Raw genomic sequence first — 16,248 nt, 5'->3', positions numbered from 1 at the left:
TGGCGTTACGGCACGCGCTTATTATACATGCGCAGATGAATTTTTTGTTTCATCAGCGGTTGGCGTTTGACCCGGGGGTCAGGTTGCCGTCAGTATAACGGCAATCTGGTATAGACCAAATGGGTGAGTGAAATGTCTGAGCACAATTACCTGCTGTTAACCCCCGGCCCGCTGACCACCTCAAAAACGGTGAAGGAGGCGATGCTGTTCGATAGCTGTACCTGGGATGAAGATTACAACCTGGGCGTGGTGCAGAGCATTCGCCAGAAGCTGGAGGCATTGGCGACCCAGTCGACAGGCTACACCTCGGTGCTGTTGCAGGGCAGCGGCAGTTTTGCGGTCGAGGCGGTGCTGGGCACGGTGATCGGGCCGCAGGACAAGCTGCTGATCGTCAATAACGGCGCTTACGGTGCGCGGATGATCGAAATGGCCCGGCTGATGGATATCAATCACCACGCATTTAACTGCGGTGAGGTGAATGAGCCGGATGTCGAGGCGATGGAGGCGGTATTGAAAGACGATGCAGGTATCAGTCATATCGCCATGGTGCATTGCGAAACCACCACCGGCATGCTCAATCCGTTGCAGCGCGTCTCTGGTCTGGCGGCGCGTAATGGCAAAACCCTGATCGTCGATGCGATGAGCAGTTTTGGCGGTATCCCGCTGGATGTGGATGCGCTGGGCATTGATTACCTGATCAGCTCCGCCAATAAATGCATTCAGGGCGTGCCGGGCTTTGCCTTCGTGATTGCCCGCCGTAGCGAGTTGGAAAAATGCGCCGGGCGCTCGCGTTCGCTGTCACTGGATCTGTATGCCCAGTGGCGCTGCATGGAGGATAACGCCGGCAAATGGCGCTTTACTTCGCCGACGCATACCCTGCTGGCCTTTGCGCAGGCATTGCGCGAGCTGGAGCAGGAAGGGGGCGTTGGTGCCCGCCATGCCCGTTATCGCGCTAACCAGCAGCGGTTGGTGGCTGGGATGCGAAAGCTGGGGTTTGAGACCCTGCTCGACGACGAGCTGCACTCGCCGATCATCACCGCGTTCTATTCGCCTGAGGCGGAGACCTACCGCTTTACGGAGTTTTATCAGCGCCTCAAGCAGCAGGGCTTTGTCATCTATCCGGGCAAGGTGTCGCAGAGTGACTGTTTTCGCATGGGCAATATCGGCGAAATTTACCCGCAGGATATCGAACGTTTGCTGGCCGCGGTCGGGCAGGCAATGTACTGGAATCAATAAGGATGAGCATGCGCCAGATTAACGCAGTGATACTGGATTGGGCCGGCACCACGGTAGATTTCGGCTCTTTTGCGCCGACGCAGATTTTTGTCGAAGCCTTTAAGCAGACCTTTGATATCGACATCAGCCTGGCACAAGCGCGTATTCCGATGGGGTTGGGCAAGTGGCAGCACATCGAGGCCTTGGGCAAACTGCCTGAGGTGGATGCGCGCTGGCGGCGGCAGCTTGGCCGTTCCATGAGCCATCAGGACATTGATGCGCTGTACCGGGCCTTTATGCCGTTGCAAATCGCCAAGGTGGTCGACTTTGCCGATCCGATCGAAGGGGTTCCTCAGGTGATTGCCGCATTGCGTGAGCAGGGGATCAAGATCGGTTCTTGCTCCGGCTATCCGCGGGCGGTGATGGAAGTGCTGGCACCGGCGGCGGCCCAACGCGGTTATGCGCCGGATCACTGGGTCGCTACTGACGATTTGGCCGTTGGCGGCCGTCCTGGCCCGTGGATGGCACTGCAGAACGTGATTGCGTTGGGTATCGATGCGGTGGCGCACTGCGTGAAAGTGGATGACGCCGTGCCGGGCATCAGCGAGGGATTGAATGCGGGTATGTGGAGCGTCGGGCTGGCGCTGTCCGGCAATGAATTTGGTGCCACCTGGCAGGAATACCAACAAATGAGTGCGGCGGAAATCGACAGGCGGCGCGCGTTGGCGACCGAAAAACTGTATGCCGCCGGGGCGCACTACGTGATTGATTCGCTGGCGCAATTACCGGAGGTGATCGCCGAAATCAATCAGCGGTTGGCGGCGGGCGAACAGCCCTGAGTGAGTGAATGACGCCAATAAAAAAAACCGGGGCCTTGAGCAGCCCCGGTTTTTTATTGCCGACGAAATTTACTGGTGAGCCAGTTCCACTTCGTCTTCGCTGTCCATAATGGACTTGTCAGTTTGCTTCATCAGTTGGCTGGTGATGGTACCGGCAGCCATCGAACCGTTGACGTTCAGGGCAGTACGGCCCATGTCGATCAGCGGTTCAACCGAAATCAGCAGGGCAACCAGCGTCACTGGCAGGCCCATTGCCGGCAGCACGATCAGCGCGGCGAAGGTCGCGCCGCCACCCACACCGGCCACACCGGCGGAGCTGATGGTGACGATACCGACCAAGGTGGCGATCCACACCGGATCCAGCGGGTTAATTCCGACGGTTGGGGCAACCATCACCGCCAGCATGGCCGGGTACAGGCCTGCACAGCCGTTCTGGCCAATGGTGGCACCGAACGACGCCGAGAAGCTGGCGATGGATTCCGGCACGCCCAAGCGACGGGTTTGCGCTTCCACGTTCAGTGGAATGCTGGCGGCGCTGGAGCGGCTGGTAAAGGCGAAAGTGATGACCGGCCATACCTTGCGGAAGAACTTCATCGGGTTAACGCCGGTGAAGGCCAGCAGGGCAGCGTGCACCGCAAACATAATCGCCAGACCCAGATAAGAGGCGATCACGAAGCTACCCAGTTTGATGATGTCGTGAACGTTAGAGCCGGCTACCACTTTGGTCATCAGCGCCAGGACGCCGTACGGGGTCAGTTTCATCACCAGACGCACCAGCTTCATCACCCAGGCCTGCAGGGTATCGATAGCCACCAGTACGCGTTCGCCTTTCGGTTTGTCATCTTTCAGCAGTTGCAGCGACGCCACACCGAGGAAGGTCGCGAAGATCACCACGCTGATGATCGACGTTGGGCTGGCACCGGTCAGATCGGCAAACGGGTTTTTAGGGATGAAGGACAGCACCATCTGCGGCACGGTCAGGTCGGCCAGTTTGCCCACATAGTTGCTTTGGATCGCAGACAGACGCGCGCTTTCCTGCGCCCCTTGCACCAGGCCTTCAGCGGTCAGACCGAACAGGTTGGTCACCAGTACGCCCACCAGCGCCGAAATAAGCGTAGTGAACAACAGGGTGCCAATAGTCAGGAAGCTGATTTTCCCCAGGGAGGAGGCGTTGTGCAGCTTGGCGACCGCGCTCAGAATCGAGGCGAAGACCAGCGGCATGACAATCATTTGCAGCAGTTGCACATAGCCGTTACCGACAATGTTGAACCAACTGATGGAATCTTTCAGTACCGGGTTGTCCGAGCCGTAAACCAGTTGCAGTGCCAGACCGAACAGCACGCCCATGACCAGGCCGACCAGTACTTTTTTCGCCAGGCTCCATTGCTTATGGCGACTTTGCGCCAACAGCAAAAGGAGGGCGACAAAAATCACCACGTTAATAACCAGCGGAAAATTCATCCCCAATGTCTCCAATTATTTCTTCTTATATGAAAATGGCTATGCACCATGGCGTAGCGATACTAAATATCGTAACAGTTTGCGTAACGGCTCACTTATATCCAAATGGAATTTGATATAACTCGCTGTGTGAATTTGTTTAATTAATGGGCTTTTTGGCGCTTAAGTGGCCGATTTTTTGTGATCACAGTCTGATATTTTTTATTTGCTCTAAATATGACTGCACTGGAATGGTGCATCCGCCTTGCCAATAGATCGCGAAAGCCACCAGACACAAGCACAGGGCGCGCTCGAGCTGATTGCCTTTCTGAGAATTTAGCAGCGGCAGGCGAAAACGCCAGCGGCACGGCCACAATAAGGGCACGCCGGCCGGGGTGAGCATATCTGCCAGCAGATGGCTGAAATAACCGATGATCATGGCATGCAGCACGTCGGCCGGGATAGGCCAACTGCGCGGCACGTCAAGCTGGAACAGCGCCATGCCGCCGGCGATCGCTAACAGGCTATGGGTAAAACCGCGGTGGCCGAAAGCGCGTGAGATCGGAATGGCAATCCAGCGCAGGCGCTGGCCGAGCACCGACTTGGGGTGATCGATATCGGGCAGCAGCGAGGTCAATAGCGCGGCGGGAATGATATGCCACCAGTCGCCAGTGGCCAGCTCCGGCGTCACCTCGGCCTTCTTGGCGAAAATCGCGCAAGCGACAGAAAAAATAAGATGCCCTTCCGCGGTCATACTGCTGTTCCGACTAATAAACTGTTAATTTATCCAGTATATGGGAAAATTCCCAGTAGTGGAAGCAGTTACCCTGTAACCAATTGTTTATTTTACTTGGTTTTACAATGGTTTGTTACTTAAGTGGTCAAGCATTGCGCGTTTGTGATGCGTGAAGACGGATGAAGGGAGGAGAAAGCGCCGGGCGACAGGGTCAGGCTGCGTGGCAGTGACAGCCGATGCCGATCGTCCGGCCACTTTCTGGTGAGCCAGCATAAAGAGGGCGGCACAGTAACTCAATAAAAATGAAATAATGTTTTATTTATTTTATGACGCAGAACGTGGTTTTGAAATTAAGCAGGAGCGGGGAAGGTAAAGGTAATGATAGCGGCACCGGGGGACAACCGATGCCGCGAAAATTATGCCAGGTGCTCAGACGTGAGTTGTTCCAGCGTTTCCAGTTTGTGGTCGGCCAGTGCCCAGCGGCCATCATGGTGATACTCGTGCGCCGGGATAACGATAGAACGCATTCTCGCGGCCTTGGTGGCAATCATGCCGTTGAACGAGTCTTCCAGGGTGATGCAGCGCAGGGGATCGCTACCGAGGCGTTCGGCGGCGATCAGGTACACTTCAGGGTGCGGTTTGCTGTAAGGCAGATACTCGGCGGAAACCAACTGATCAAAGTAACCCTCGAGATCAAACATCTGCAGCACTTGCTGTTGCATGTGCAGCGGCGAGGCGGAGGCCAGGCCGATATTCAGATCCAGGCTGCGGCACAGTTCCAGCGCCTGGCGTACGCCGGGCAGCAAAGGGCGTTTTTCGCGCACCAGCTCGATGGCGCGTTCGATAATCCGTGCGGAGACTTCCTCCTGCGAGGCCCCTTGCCACGGCATTGCCTGATACCACATCTTCACCACCAGATCGATGCGCAAGCCCAGGGTATCCGGCAGCTTGTGGCGGTCGGACAGATCCAGCCCCAGTGCGCCAAAGATATCCAGCTCCGCCTGTAGCCACAGGGGTTCTGAATCGATCAATAAACCGTCCATATCAAAAATAGCGGTTTCAATGCGTTGCGAATAGGCCATTAACGGTTAACTCCTGCCGATGCCGGTGAATGTGCCCGACACTTTATCATCGCCGACGGCGAGACTAAAACTTTTGCCTGCGTGGCTGCGCCTTGCCAAAACGCAGGATCCGCCACATCTCCTGCAGTTTTAGCCACCAGCGCTGATGCTGACGTTCGGTGACCTGCTGCAGCATGCGGGCATAATCCAGCACCAGCCCTGGCGTCCAGGTCATGCTTTCACCCCGGCTGCGCAGTACCGCCAGCATCCACAAATTGGGATCGAGTATCAGCAACAGGAAACGCCGCCACAGATGTTTATCACCCAGCACGCCTTCCAACGCGCTATCCAGTGCCTGGATGACCGTGGTGGAACAGTTGCGGCGGGTCAAATTGTAAGTGGCATCCTGCTGATAACGCTGCCAGAAGGCGCGCAGCGCCGTTGGGTTATAGCGGTGAAACTGAATTTTTTTGTTCGGCGGGCACCAGGCCGCCACTTCCTGTTGCAGACCCGGCAGAAAGCGCCCGTCGACGTTGTTCTGCTCCCCGGAATGCAACAGTCGGCGGAAATCCTGTGCGGATTGGCGGATATCGTTAAGCGGATAGTGGCTGATATACAAATCCGGCGCTAACGCCAGGGCGGCATGTCCGGTGGAAATATTGCCACTGCCGTCCACCGCCGCGATGTAGCGATCGACAATGTAACGTCGACGAGCATCTTTGGCCGACCCCGTGGGGGTCCAGACATGCACCGTGAGCGGGGTGGCTTCATTCGTCGCGGGCTGCGCGGGGTGTTGTGGATTCTGATTCAGTGAAAAACTCTCCAGCCGCCGCGCAATGCGCAACAGCGCCCAGCCGGAAAGCAGGATCATCACGCCGATACAAAAAGGCACCGTCATCCGGTGCGGCACCGGCCAGCCGATAAAAATCATCAGCGACAGCAGGATCTCGCCGCTGCCCGCCAGCGCGACCGGTTTCCAGCGGCTGTGTTGGATCACCGTGGAGGAGGCGATGCGAACCGCCCCATCAAGCAACAGCGCGCTGCCAAACACCAGCGTGGCGACGATGTTATCGTCGGCGGGTACGTCCAGCACCATAAAGGCCAGAAACAAAAAGCCCAGCCCTTTCAGCAGCACCGGCCGACTGGCGGAAGAGCCAATCACCAACGCGGCAGAAATCGCCACCAATCCCTCCAGCGCCAGCAGCACTGCCAGTGCATCCAACGCCAGCACGGAACGGCCGTCCTGCAGCACGTCCAGCAGCATCAGTGCCCCGACGGCGATCCAGCCCCAGCCGAACAGCATTAACAGACGGCGCTGACCGTGCAGAGCTTGCGCGCCCAGCAATAAGATAATCAGCCGAATCATGGAGGCCCCTGTTTAAATGGATTGATTTAACTATATAACTATTTCCCGCTAATGCGCGGCTGCCGTTAAGCTGTTGATTTCGGATAATCGCGGCTACGCTTGTAGCACAGCAACGCTGAAGAAAACGGTGGGCGAGGTTCGGTAACTACAGGTAGACTTAGCCGATTACGGTTACGTCGCTTACAAGGGGAACACATGACGTATCAACAGGCTGGGCGCATCGCCATTATAAAACGTATTCTTGGCTGGGTAGTTTTCATCCCTGCGTTACTGTCGACGCTGATCTCAATGCTGATGTTTGTTTATCAGCACAGCGAAAAGACCAAAGGCATCAATGCGGTAATGCTGGATTTCATCCACGTGATGGTGGATATGGTGCGCTTCAATACTTCGTTCCTGAATGTCTTCTGGTATAACTCACCGGTGCCGGACGTAGAGAAAAGTCTGTTCAGCGGCGCGAATCTGATGTTTATCCTCATTTATATTCTGATTTTTGTCGGGCTGGCACTGCAGGCCTCCGGCGCGCGTATGTCACGCCAGGTGAAGTTTATCCGTGAAGGGTTAGAGGATCAGATGATCCTCGAGCAGGCCAAAGGCAGTGAAGGGCACACGCGTGCGCAGTTGGAAGAACGTATTACACTGCCGCACCACACCATTTTGCTGCAATACTTCCCGCTGTACATTTTACCGGTGGTGATTGCGGTGATCGCCTGGTTTGTGATCAAGCTGCTCGGCCAACTGGCCGGCGCGGCCTGATAGCGAGAGGCAATGAGATAAAGGCGCTGAAATCAGCGCCTTTAGTTTATCGGGTTTCTGGATGCAGCAAGGCTTCTACCGCGCGCTGAGCCTTGACCAGATGCTGACCGCCAAACAGGTTGCTGCGGTTTAACAGGTAATACAGCTGATACAGCGGCTGACGCTCAATAAACCCGTTCTCCAACGGCCAGACGCTCTGGTAGCCATCATAAATCTGCGGTGGCAATTCCGGGTACAGCGGCAGCATCGCCAGGTCGCACTCTCTGTCCCCCCAATAACAGGCCGGATCAAACAGCAACGGGCCGTCTGCGGTCATGGCGCAGTTGGCCGGCCACAGATCACCATGCAGCAGCGAAGGCTGCGGCTGATGATGCTGCAAACGCAGATACACGGCGTCGACAATCTCATCGATATCACCGAAGGTCATGCCTTTCTCCGCCGCCATCTGCAACTGCCAACCAATGCGCTGCTCGGCAAAAAACTCTGACCAGCGACGTTGCCAGGCATTGGGTTGCGGGGTGGTGGACAGGTCGTTGTCGAAGTCGAGGCCGAACTGCGGCTGTTCGCTCCATTTGTGCAGATTGGCCAGCTGTTGGCCGAGACAGTAGGCGCCATGGGCGTCGAGGGGCTTCAGAGGGTGGTATTCCAACAGCAAAAAGCTGTAATCACGATCGCTGCCGACGCCGTACACCTGTGGCACGCGCACGGTTTTACTGCGCGCCAGCAGGGCCAGTTGATCGGCCTCGGCGGTGAAGATGGGCAACAGTTCGCGAGCATCGCATTTGACAAACACCGGGTTGTCACCGTAACTCACGCGCCACGCCGGGTGGATTTCACCCCCGGCCAGTTCGGTCTTTTCGCGGATTTCTTCGCTGCCAAGATGTTCACTTAACAGACGGCTAACGGCTTGCCACATGGTACACCCCCTCTGTACTGCCTGCGAATTCATTAGGTTAGCGTCTTTAGCCCGGTGAAAACACGACCTGGCGCACAGCTGGCGCCAACAATAGGCGATTTTATCGCCACCGCGTTTGCTCAAAGTATATACGCTATTGATTAATTTAAGCACTGCGTCTGTTGCAACTTGGCGGCGCGAGAGCGATGTTTCACCAAATTGTGTTCTGGCTGTACCAGAAGGTGGGCTATGAAGCGATAAACCGCGAGGATTTTGTCTGGCACATTGTCCGACCGGATATCTACCGGCAGCAGTAATGCGAAGCGGCGGTGCCATTGCGCACCGCCGTCCGTTTTAAGGTTTCACGTTGAGCAAGCTTTCCTTGTGACGTTGTAACGGCTTGAATTTGCTGTAGAGCAGGGCGAACACGAACAGAATGGCCTGGACTATCACAATGCAGGGGCCGGTGGCGCCGTCGATGTGGAAGCTGATCAAGGTGCCGAGCACGCAGGAGAAGACCGACACTAGCGTGGCGACAATCAGCATGCGGTCGAAGCTGCGGCACAGCATAAAGGCAATGATGCCCGGCGCGATCAGCATCGCAATCACCAGAATGACCCCGACGGCCTGCAGCGAGGCGACAATGGTCAGCGCCAGCAGGCACAGCAGCCCGTAGTGCAACAGTTTCACCGGCAGGCCAATCACTTTGGCATGGTTGGGATCGAAACAGTAGAGCATCAAATCTTTGCGCTTCAACAGCACCACCACCAGGGTAATGCCGGCCATCAGCAGAGTCTGCTTCAGCTCTGCGTCGGTAATGCCCAGCATATTGCCGAACAGGATATGACTCAGATGCTGATCGGTATCGATGCGGGAAAACAGCACCAGCCCGAAGGCAAACATGCCGGAGAAGACGATGCCCATCACCGTGTCCTCTTTCACCCGGCTGTTTTCTTTCAGGTAACCGGTGGCTACCGCGCAGAAAATGCCGGAGAAGAACGCCCCTATGACCACCGGGATACCGAGCACGAACGCCACCACGATGCCGGGCAATACCGCATGCGAGATGGCGTCGCCCATCAGCGACCAGCCCTTAAGCACCAGATAGCAGGAGAGCACCGCACACACCACGCCGGTGACGATGGCGGCCAGGATCGCCCGCTGCATAAACGGGTAGGCGAAGGGTTCGCTGAGCAGTTGATACAGGGTTTCCATCAGTGGCCTCCGGTCTGTTCACGCGCCACGCGGCGTTTGGACGCCAGCAGGCCATGTTTGGGGGCGAAGAAAAAGGCCGCCAGGAACACCAGCGTTTGCAGGGTTACGATCACACCGCCGGTCGCGCCGTCGAGGAAGAAGCTCAGATAAGCGCCGAGGCCGCTGGTCAGCGCGCCAATCACGATGGCGATGATCACCAGTCGACTGAAACGGTCGGTCAACAGATAGGCTGTGGCCCCCGGCGTGATCACCATGGCGATCACCAAAATGGCGCCAACGGTTTGTAACGCCGCTACGGTACAGGCGCTGAGCAGGGTGAAGAACAGGATTTTTAACCGTAACGGCGACAGGCCGATCGACACCGCGTGGTTTTCGTCAAAGAACACCGCCAGCAGGTCTTTCCACACCAGGCACAAGATCAGCAGCGAAACCCCAATGATAATCTCAACCTGCAATACGTCTTCATCGGCGATGCCGAGGATATTGCCGAAGATAATCGACTGGACGTTAACCGAAGTAGGATTAAGTGAAACGATCAGCAGGCCCACGGCAAAGAAGGTGGAAAAGATAAAGCCGATAATGGCGTCTTCACGCAGGCGGGTAACGTGGCGCACCAGCGTCATCGCCAGCGCGGCCAGCATGCCGGTGAAGAAGGCCCCGGCGGCGTAGGGCAGGCCAAGCGCATAGGCACCGGCGACGCCGGGCACCACCGAGTGGGACAGCGCGTCGCCCATCAGCGACCAGCCTTTCAGCATCAGGTAGGCCGAAAGGAACGCACAGGCGGCACCGACGATGGCGCTGACCCAAATGGCTTTGACCATGTAGTTGTAACTGAAGGGTTGCAGCAGAAGTTCCAGCATCAGGGTTGTTTCTCCTTTGGCTGGCTTTGCGCGGGCGGATCGCTCTTGGTATGGCCATAGAACACCGCCGGGCGTTCATCGTCGGTCAATACCGTCACGGTGCGCGGGTCGTTGTCGTCGTGCAGGTCCGGCCCTGACAGATTGATATGGCGCAGCACGCCGCCGAAGGCCTGTTCCAGGTTGCTCTGGGTAAAGGTGGTTTCGGTCGGGCCGGCAGCCAATACCGTGCGGTTAATCAGGATCACCCGATCGCAAAACTCCGGCACGCTGCCCAGATTATGGGTCGACACCAGGATCAGGTGGCCTTCATCGCGCAGCGCACGCAGCAGGTCGATAATGGCGTTCTCGGTCTTGACGTCGACGCCGGTGAAGGGCTCGTCCAGCAGCAGAACGCTGCCTTGTTGCGCCAGCGCACGCGCCAGAAAGACGCGTTTTTTCTGGCCGCCGGACAGCTCGCCGATCTGGCGGGTGCGCAGTTCGCTCAACCCAACGCGTTCCAGCGCCTTATCCACCCGCAGGCGGTCTTCCTTTGAAGGAATTCGCAGGAAGTTCATCTTGCCGTAGCGGCCCATCATCACTACGTCTTCCACCAGCACCGGGAAATTCCAGTCGACGTCTTCGGTTTGCGGAACGTAGGCAATAACGTTTTTCTTCAGCGCTTGCGCGACCGGTTGTTCGTTGAGCTGTACCCGGCCCGTGGTGGGCCGGACCAGGCCCATGATGCTTTTGAACAAGGTCGATTTGCCGCTGCCGTTGACGCCCACCAGCGCGCAGATGGCGCCGCCGCTGAGGGTAAAGCTGGCGTTGTGGATCGCGGTATGGCCATTGTTGTAGGTTACGGTAACGTCGTCCACGCTCAACTCAGGGCGGACAAAAACCTCGGTGGTCATTGATCAAATCCTTTGGCAATAGTTTGTACGGTGACATTGAGCAGATCGATATAGGTCGGTACCGGGCCATCCTGAGTGGACAGGGAGTCGACATACAGTACGCCGCCGTATTTTGCGCCGGTTTCTTTCGCGACCTGCTTGGCCGGCTTGTCAGAAATGGTGCTTTCGCTGAATACCACCGGGATATGGTTGGCGCGCACGGCGTCAATTACCCGGCGGACCTGCTGCGGTGAGCCTTGTTCATCGGCATTGATTGGCCACAGATAGACTTCTTTCAACTGATAGTCTTTCGCCAGATAGCTGAAGGCACCTTCGCTGGTGACCAGCCAACGCTGGGCCTCAGGAATGCGCGACAGGCGTTCGCGCAACGGGGCATCCAGCGCGGCAATTTTGGCGGCGTAGGCTTTGGCATTGCGATTGTAGGTTTCGGCATTGGCCGGGTCGTGCTGCACCAGCGCTTTACGGATATTCTCGATGTACACCTGCGCATTGCTGGCAGACATCCAGGCGTGCGGATTCGGGTTGCCGTTATACGGCCCTTCGCGGATCGGCAGCGGGGTAATGCCTTCGGTGACCACGGCGGCGGGCACTTGCTTGATGTTCTCGAAGAAGCGTTGGAACCAGCGCTCCAGATTCATGCCGTTCCACAGGATCAGATCCGCGTGCTGCGCCTTGACGATATCGCGTGGCGTCGGTTGGTAATCGTGGATCTCGGCGCCCGGCTTGGTGATCGACTCCACTGTGGCCGCGTCACCGGCCACGTTCTGCGCGATGTCCTGGATGATGGTAAAGGTGGTCACCACGCGCAGCTTTTTTTCCGCCAATGCGGCATGGCTGGCAAGACCGGCGGTCAATAATAGGCACAGCAGGGCGAAAGGGCGGAAAAATACCCTGACTTGATTAAAGGACAGGCGGGGAAAAGCGCGTTGTTTCAAATGCATGGTGACATCTCCTGGCTCAAATGAAAATGATTATCAATATCAATTAGAGCAAAGTCAAGCATCACCTGCAGGCTAACTGCCGGTTATTTCCGCAATGAGGGAAATAATACCGCGCAGTGAGTTATAGCATTTTATGTATCAGCATGTAACCGCTTTAGGTAGTCCTCATAGGTGACGATATCGACCTCCGGCGCTTTGCCCAAGGCGACCTGCCCAAGCTTCTCCGCCAGTAGTCGCACATCTGCTTGATCCTGTGGGGTTATTAACGCAAAACTGTTGCTGCCCAGCTCGTGCGGAACGCCATTTTCGTCGCTCACCGACGTGACAAATCCCTGCAGGGTTAATTGTCCTGTCAGCTTGGCTAAATCAGCTAATCCTTCTTCCTGATAGCGAAAAGTCACCACAAAACACGTCGTTGCAGATTGACTCATAAATCACCTCTTGGTATACGAGTAGCTTGAGAGTAGACCAAAAAAACCATACAGGCGTCCTTACAAGTTGTATATGCTACGCAACTCATTGAAAGGAGTGAGGGATTCTGTGAAAACAAAAATAGGTTGCCTGACGGCAATTTTGCTCTTGTCGGGGTGCGCCAAAGACCCGCAAACAGCAACCAATAATTCAGGCAGTGGCACATCGCGTGGCGGTTGGTTACAGACCCCCCCGCAGGCTCCGGTAAACCGCACGGGGACACCGATAGCCTATAACGATTACATTCGTCAGGCCGCCAGCAGCTATGGCGTTGACGAAACGCTGATTAAAGCGATTATTCAGGTGGAGTCCGGGTTTAACCCGAACGCAGTCAGCACTTCGAATGCCGTGGGATTGATGCAACTGAAGCCTTCAACCGCCGGGCGTGATGCCTATCGTCTGAAAGGAAGAAGCGGGCAACCAAGCTCGCGTGAGTTGAAGGATCCGGCGGTCAATATTGATCTGGGAACGGCCTATATCAATATTCTTCAAAGCCAGCAGCTAGCCGGGATAAACAACCCACAAACGTTGCGTTACGCCACCATCGTTTCTTACGTGAATGGGGCGGGTGCCATGCTACGCACTTTCGCGTCAGACAAGCGCGTGGCGGTCAACCGCATCAACCAGATGAGCCCGGACGAGTTTTATCAACACATCCAGAAAAAGCATCCGGCCCCACAGGCACCGCGCTATTTATGGAAGGTGACCACTGCCTACCAGGCGATGTCACCCTAGCCAAAATTTCTGTGTAAAACCGGCCGCATCAGCAGCCGGTTTTTTTATTGGCTCGCGATAAATTCGCGACGCATCTCCCATTTTTCGTTATTTCCCATCCTGTTACCTGAAAAACCGCACGAATAGTTAATTTTACATTAGCCATCAAATCTTTACGTTCATTCAACAAGTTACCGGTAACATTTTGGCGTTTGCTCAGATTGTGGTCTTCAATAAATATACAAATAAGTAACAATTTGTGTTTAAAACCCGCATCGACCGCAAGGTTGAGGTTAAATAGTTGTGATTATCTTTGGATGGAATGTGATATGTCGGACGATAAAACTAACAATTCACGGCGCGATTTCCTGTTGAAATCGATGACTTTAATTCCCGCAGCGGTGATTGGTGGCAGTGGCGTAAGTGCGCTGACAGCCCCATTGCCGGCGGTCGCAGCAACAGACACCCCGAAACAACCAGACTACCAACCGACTTTCTTTACGCCAGAAGAGTGGGCTTTCGTCAAAGCCGCTTCGGCGCGCCTGATCCCGGCGGACGATCGTGGCCCCGGTGCGCTGGAAGCCGGGGTGCCGGAGTTCATCGATCGCCAGATGAATACCCCGTATGCCACCGGGTCTATTTGGTACATGCAGGGGCCGTTTAACCCGGATGCTCCGAAAGAAATGGGTTATCAACTGCCGCTGGTGCCAAAACAGATCTACAACCTGGGCATTGCGGATGCCGATGCCTACTGCAAGAAAACGGCCGGCAAACCTTTTGCTGAACTGGACGCGGCACAGCAGGATGCGCTGTTGCAGAAGTTTGAGTCCGGAGAGGCGGAATTCTCGCAGTTGCCTGCAAAACTGTTCTTCTCTTACCTGTTGCAAAACACCCGCGAAGGTTTCTTCAGCGATCCGATCCATGGCGGTAACAAAGACATGGTTGGCTGGAAGCTGATTAATTTTCCGGGCGCACGCGCCGACTTTATGGACTGGGTTGAGCGAGGGGAACGTTATCCCTTACCTCCAGTATCGATTCGTGGGGAGAGGGGGTAACAATGGCAACGGTAATGAAAAAAGTAGACGCGGTGATCGTCGGTTTCGGTTGGGTGGGCGCCATTATGGCCAAAGAGCTGACCGAAGCGGGCCTGAACGTGGTGGCGCTGGAGCGCGGTCCGATGCGCGATACCTACCCGGACGGTTCCTACCCGCAGGTGATCGACGAGCTGACCTATAATATTCGCCGCAAACTGTTCCAGGATCTGTCGAAAAGCACCGTGACCATTCGTCACAATACCAGCCAGACAGCGGTACCTTACCGTCAGTTGGCCGCGTTCCTGCCGGGCACCGGCGTGGGCGGCGCGGGTCTGCACTGGTCCGGCGTGCATTTCCGGGTCGATCCTATTGAACTGCGGATGCGCAGCCATTACGAAGAGCGCTACGGCAAGAGCTTTATCCCGAAAGACATGACCATTCAGGATTTCGGCGTAAGCTACGCGGAGCTGGAGCCGTTCTTCGACAAGGCCGAGAAAGTGTTCGGCACCTCCGGTACCGCCTGGACCGTCAAAGGCCAGAAAGTAGGGCAAAAGGGCGGCAACCCGTTTGCCGGCGACCGCTCGGACGACTTCCCGCTGCCGGCGCAGAAAAACACCTTCTCGGCCCAGCTGTTTGAGAAGGCGGCGCGGGAAGTGGGGTATCACCCGTATAACCTGCCTTCTGCCAACACCTCGGATTCCTACACCAACCCGTACGGCGCGCAGATGGGGCCGTGCAACTTCTGCGGTTTCTGCAGCGGTTACGCCTGCTACATGTATTCCAAGGCTTCGCCGAACGTCAACATTCTGCCGGCGCTGCGCATGGAGAAACGCTTCGAGCTGCGTACCAACGCCAACGTGTTGAAAGTCAATCTGACCGCCGATAAATCCCGTGCCACCGGGGTGAATTATATCGATGCGCAGGGCCGTGAAGTCGAGCAACCGGCGGAGCTGGTGATCCTGGGCGCGTTCCAGTTCCACAACGTGCATCTGATGCTGCTGTCCGGCATTGGTAAACCCTACGATCCGGTTACCGGCGAGGGTGTGGTAGGGCGCAACTTCGCCTACCAGAACATGACCACCATCAAGGCGTTCTTCGACAAGGACGTGTTCACCAACCCGTTCATCGGCGCCGGCGGTAATGGTGTTGGGGTCGACGACTTCAACGCCGATAACTTTGACCATGCCAAAGAAGGCTTTGTCGGCGGATCGCCGTTCTGGGTCAACCAGGCGGGGACCAAGCCCATTTCCGGTTTGCCAACGCCTCCGGGGACGCCAGCCTGGGGCAGCAAGTGGAAAGCGGCGGTGGCCGACGCTTATACCCATCATGTGTCGATGGACGCCCATGGTGCGCATCAGTCATACCGCAGCAACTACCTGGACCTCGATCCCAACTACAAGAACGTGTTCGGCCAGCCCTTGCTGCGCATGACCTTCGACTGGCAGGAAAACGACGTCAAGATGTCGCAGTTCATGTACGACAAAATGGCGCCTATCGCGAAGGCCATGAACCCTAAATTGATCGCCGGTAGCCCGAAAAACGCCGACAGCCACTTTGATACCACCAGCTACCAAACCACCCACATGAACGGCGGTGCGGTGATGGGGGAAGATCCGAAGACCAGCGCGGTGAACCGCTATCTGCAAAGCTGGGACGTGCATAACGTGTTCTCGATCGGGGCATCGGCCTTCCCTCAGGGGCTGGGTTACAACCCGACCGGCACCGTGGCTGCGTTGGCTTACTGGTCTGCCCGTGCCATTCGCGAGCAGTATCTGAAAAACCCAGGCCCTTTGGTGCAGGCATAAGGACGGCGAC

The 16,248-nt window shown here is 56.4% G+C and carries 16 protein-coding genes and 1 pseudogene; 7 read left to right on the top strand and 10 right to left on the bottom strand.

Features of this window, described 5'->3' with window-relative positions; all coding sequences use genetic code 11:
- Positions 1 to 132 precede the first annotated feature (132 nt).
- Together phnW and phnX are read left to right on the top strand one after the other, a co-directional pair.
- Entirely contained in the window at positions 133 to 1,236 is a 1,104-nt protein-coding gene (gene phnW / locus ACGS9J_RS11670; RefSeq protein WP_442231077.1) for a 2-aminoethylphosphonate--pyruvate transaminase, read from the top strand.
- A gap of 8 nt (positions 1,237 to 1,244) precedes the next feature.
- Complete coding sequence (gene phnX, locus ACGS9J_RS11665) at positions 1,245 to 2,054, top strand: phosphonoacetaldehyde hydrolase (protein WP_442231076.1); 810 nt, start codon at positions 1,245 to 1,247, stop codon at positions 2,052 to 2,054.
- Between the two features lie 69 nt (positions 2,055 to 2,123).
- On the opposite strand, the gene ACGS9J_RS11660 is transcribed toward phnX, so the two are convergent.
- From ACGS9J_RS11660 to ACGS9J_RS11645, 4 genes are all read right to left on the bottom strand, one after another.
- On the bottom strand, positions 2,124 to 3,515 hold the full coding sequence (locus tag ACGS9J_RS11660; protein ID WP_442231075.1) for an L-cystine transporter: 1,392 nt from the start codon (positions 3,513 to 3,515) through the stop codon (positions 2,124 to 2,126).
- 184 nt (positions 3,516 to 3,699) lie between these two features.
- Positions 3,700 to 4,248, bottom strand: a complete 549-nt coding sequence (locus tag ACGS9J_RS11655) for a metal-dependent hydrolase (protein ID WP_442231074.1) — start codon at positions 4,246 to 4,248, stop codon at positions 3,700 to 3,702.
- 398 nt (positions 4,249 to 4,646) lie between these two features.
- Positions 4,647 to 5,312, bottom strand: coding sequence for a hexitol phosphatase HxpB (hxpB, locus tag ACGS9J_RS11650; protein WP_442231073.1), 666 nt, complete (start codon positions 5,310 to 5,312; stop codon positions 4,647 to 4,649).
- A 64-nt stretch (positions 5,313 to 5,376) separates the two neighbouring features.
- Entirely contained in the window at positions 5,377 to 6,657 is a 1,281-nt protein-coding gene (locus ACGS9J_RS11645; RefSeq protein WP_442231072.1) for a protease, read from the bottom strand.
- 195 nt (positions 6,658 to 6,852) lie between these two features.
- On the opposite strand from ACGS9J_RS11645, the gene ACGS9J_RS11640 reads away from it, so the two are divergent.
- Complete coding sequence (locus ACGS9J_RS11640; protein WP_442231071.1) at positions 6,853 to 7,413, top strand: YniB family protein; 561 nt, start codon at positions 6,853 to 6,855, stop codon at positions 7,411 to 7,413.
- A gap of 46 nt (positions 7,414 to 7,459) precedes the next feature.
- Here the strand turns inward: ACGS9J_RS11640 and ACGS9J_RS11635 are convergent, their stop codons facing one another.
- The gene (locus ACGS9J_RS11635; RefSeq protein WP_442231070.1) at positions 7,460 to 8,329 is read right to left on the bottom strand and encodes a fructosamine kinase family protein; all 870 of its coding nucleotides are present in this window, start codon (positions 8,327 to 8,329) and stop codon (positions 7,460 to 7,462) included.
- 206 nt (positions 8,330 to 8,535) lie between these two features.
- On the opposite strand from ACGS9J_RS11635, the pseudogene ACGS9J_RS11630 reads away from it, so the two are divergent.
- Positions 8,536 to 8,625: pseudogene (locus ACGS9J_RS11630) on the top strand (GNAT family N-acetyltransferase); the annotation flags it as partial.
- A 37-nt stretch (positions 8,626 to 8,662) separates the two neighbouring features.
- On the opposite strand, the gene ACGS9J_RS11625 reads toward ACGS9J_RS11630, so the two are convergent.
- The 5 genes from ACGS9J_RS11625 to ghoS form a co-directional block, all read right to left on the bottom strand.
- The gene (locus tag ACGS9J_RS11625; protein WP_442231069.1) at positions 8,663 to 9,523 is read right to left on the bottom strand and encodes a metal ABC transporter permease; all 861 of its coding nucleotides are present in this window, start codon (positions 9,521 to 9,523) and stop codon (positions 8,663 to 8,665) included.
- Positions 9,523 to 10,383, bottom strand: coding sequence for an iron/manganese ABC transporter permease subunit YfeC (yfeC, locus tag ACGS9J_RS11620; protein WP_046373759.1), 861 nt, complete (start codon positions 10,381 to 10,383; stop codon positions 9,523 to 9,525). The genes ACGS9J_RS11625 and yfeC overlap by 1 nt, the downstream gene beginning before the upstream one ends.
- On the bottom strand, positions 10,383 to 11,273 hold the full coding sequence (locus ACGS9J_RS11615) for a manganese/iron ABC transporter ATP-binding protein (protein ID WP_442231068.1): 891 nt from the start codon (positions 11,271 to 11,273) through the stop codon (positions 10,383 to 10,385). Before ACGS9J_RS11615 ends, yfeC begins: the two co-directional genes overlap by 1 nt.
- Positions 11,270 to 12,214, bottom strand: coding sequence for a metal ABC transporter substrate-binding protein (locus ACGS9J_RS11610; protein WP_442231067.1), 945 nt, complete (start codon positions 12,212 to 12,214; stop codon positions 11,270 to 11,272). The genes ACGS9J_RS11615 and ACGS9J_RS11610 overlap by 4 nt, the downstream gene beginning before the upstream one ends.
- Before the next feature lie 131 nt (positions 12,215 to 12,345).
- Positions 12,346 to 12,645, bottom strand: coding sequence for a type V toxin-antitoxin system endoribonuclease antitoxin GhoS (gene ghoS, locus ACGS9J_RS11605; RefSeq protein WP_442231066.1), 300 nt, complete (start codon positions 12,643 to 12,645; stop codon positions 12,346 to 12,348).
- 109 nt (positions 12,646 to 12,754) lie between these two features.
- On the opposite strand from ghoS, the gene ACGS9J_RS11600 reads away from it, so the two are divergent.
- The 3 genes from ACGS9J_RS11600 (at position 12,755) to ACGS9J_RS11590 (ending at position 16,238) form a co-directional block, all read left to right on the top strand.
- Positions 12,755 to 13,420, top strand: coding sequence for a transglycosylase SLT domain-containing protein (locus ACGS9J_RS11600; RefSeq protein ID WP_442231065.1), 666 nt, complete (start codon positions 12,755 to 12,757; stop codon positions 13,418 to 13,420).
- Between the two features lie 308 nt (positions 13,421 to 13,728).
- Positions 13,729 to 14,454 (top strand): gluconate 2-dehydrogenase subunit 3 family protein, encoded by a 726-nt coding sequence (locus tag ACGS9J_RS11595; RefSeq protein WP_442231064.1) that lies wholly within the window; start codon positions 13,729 to 13,731, stop codon positions 14,452 to 14,454.
- Positions 14,455 to 14,456: 2 nt separating this feature from the next.
- Entirely contained in the window at positions 14,457 to 16,238 is a 1,782-nt protein-coding gene (locus tag ACGS9J_RS11590; RefSeq protein WP_442231063.1) for a GMC family oxidoreductase, read from the top strand.
- Positions 16,239 to 16,248 lie beyond the last annotated feature (10 nt).

The organism is Serratia quinivorans (assembly GCF_052113645.1).
GTDB classification, from domain to species: Bacteria; Pseudomonadota; Gammaproteobacteria; order Enterobacterales; family Enterobacteriaceae; genus Serratia; species Serratia quinivorans_B.
Note: the sequence above shows the minus strand (reverse complement) of the source record. Positions and strands in the feature narration are given on the sequence as shown.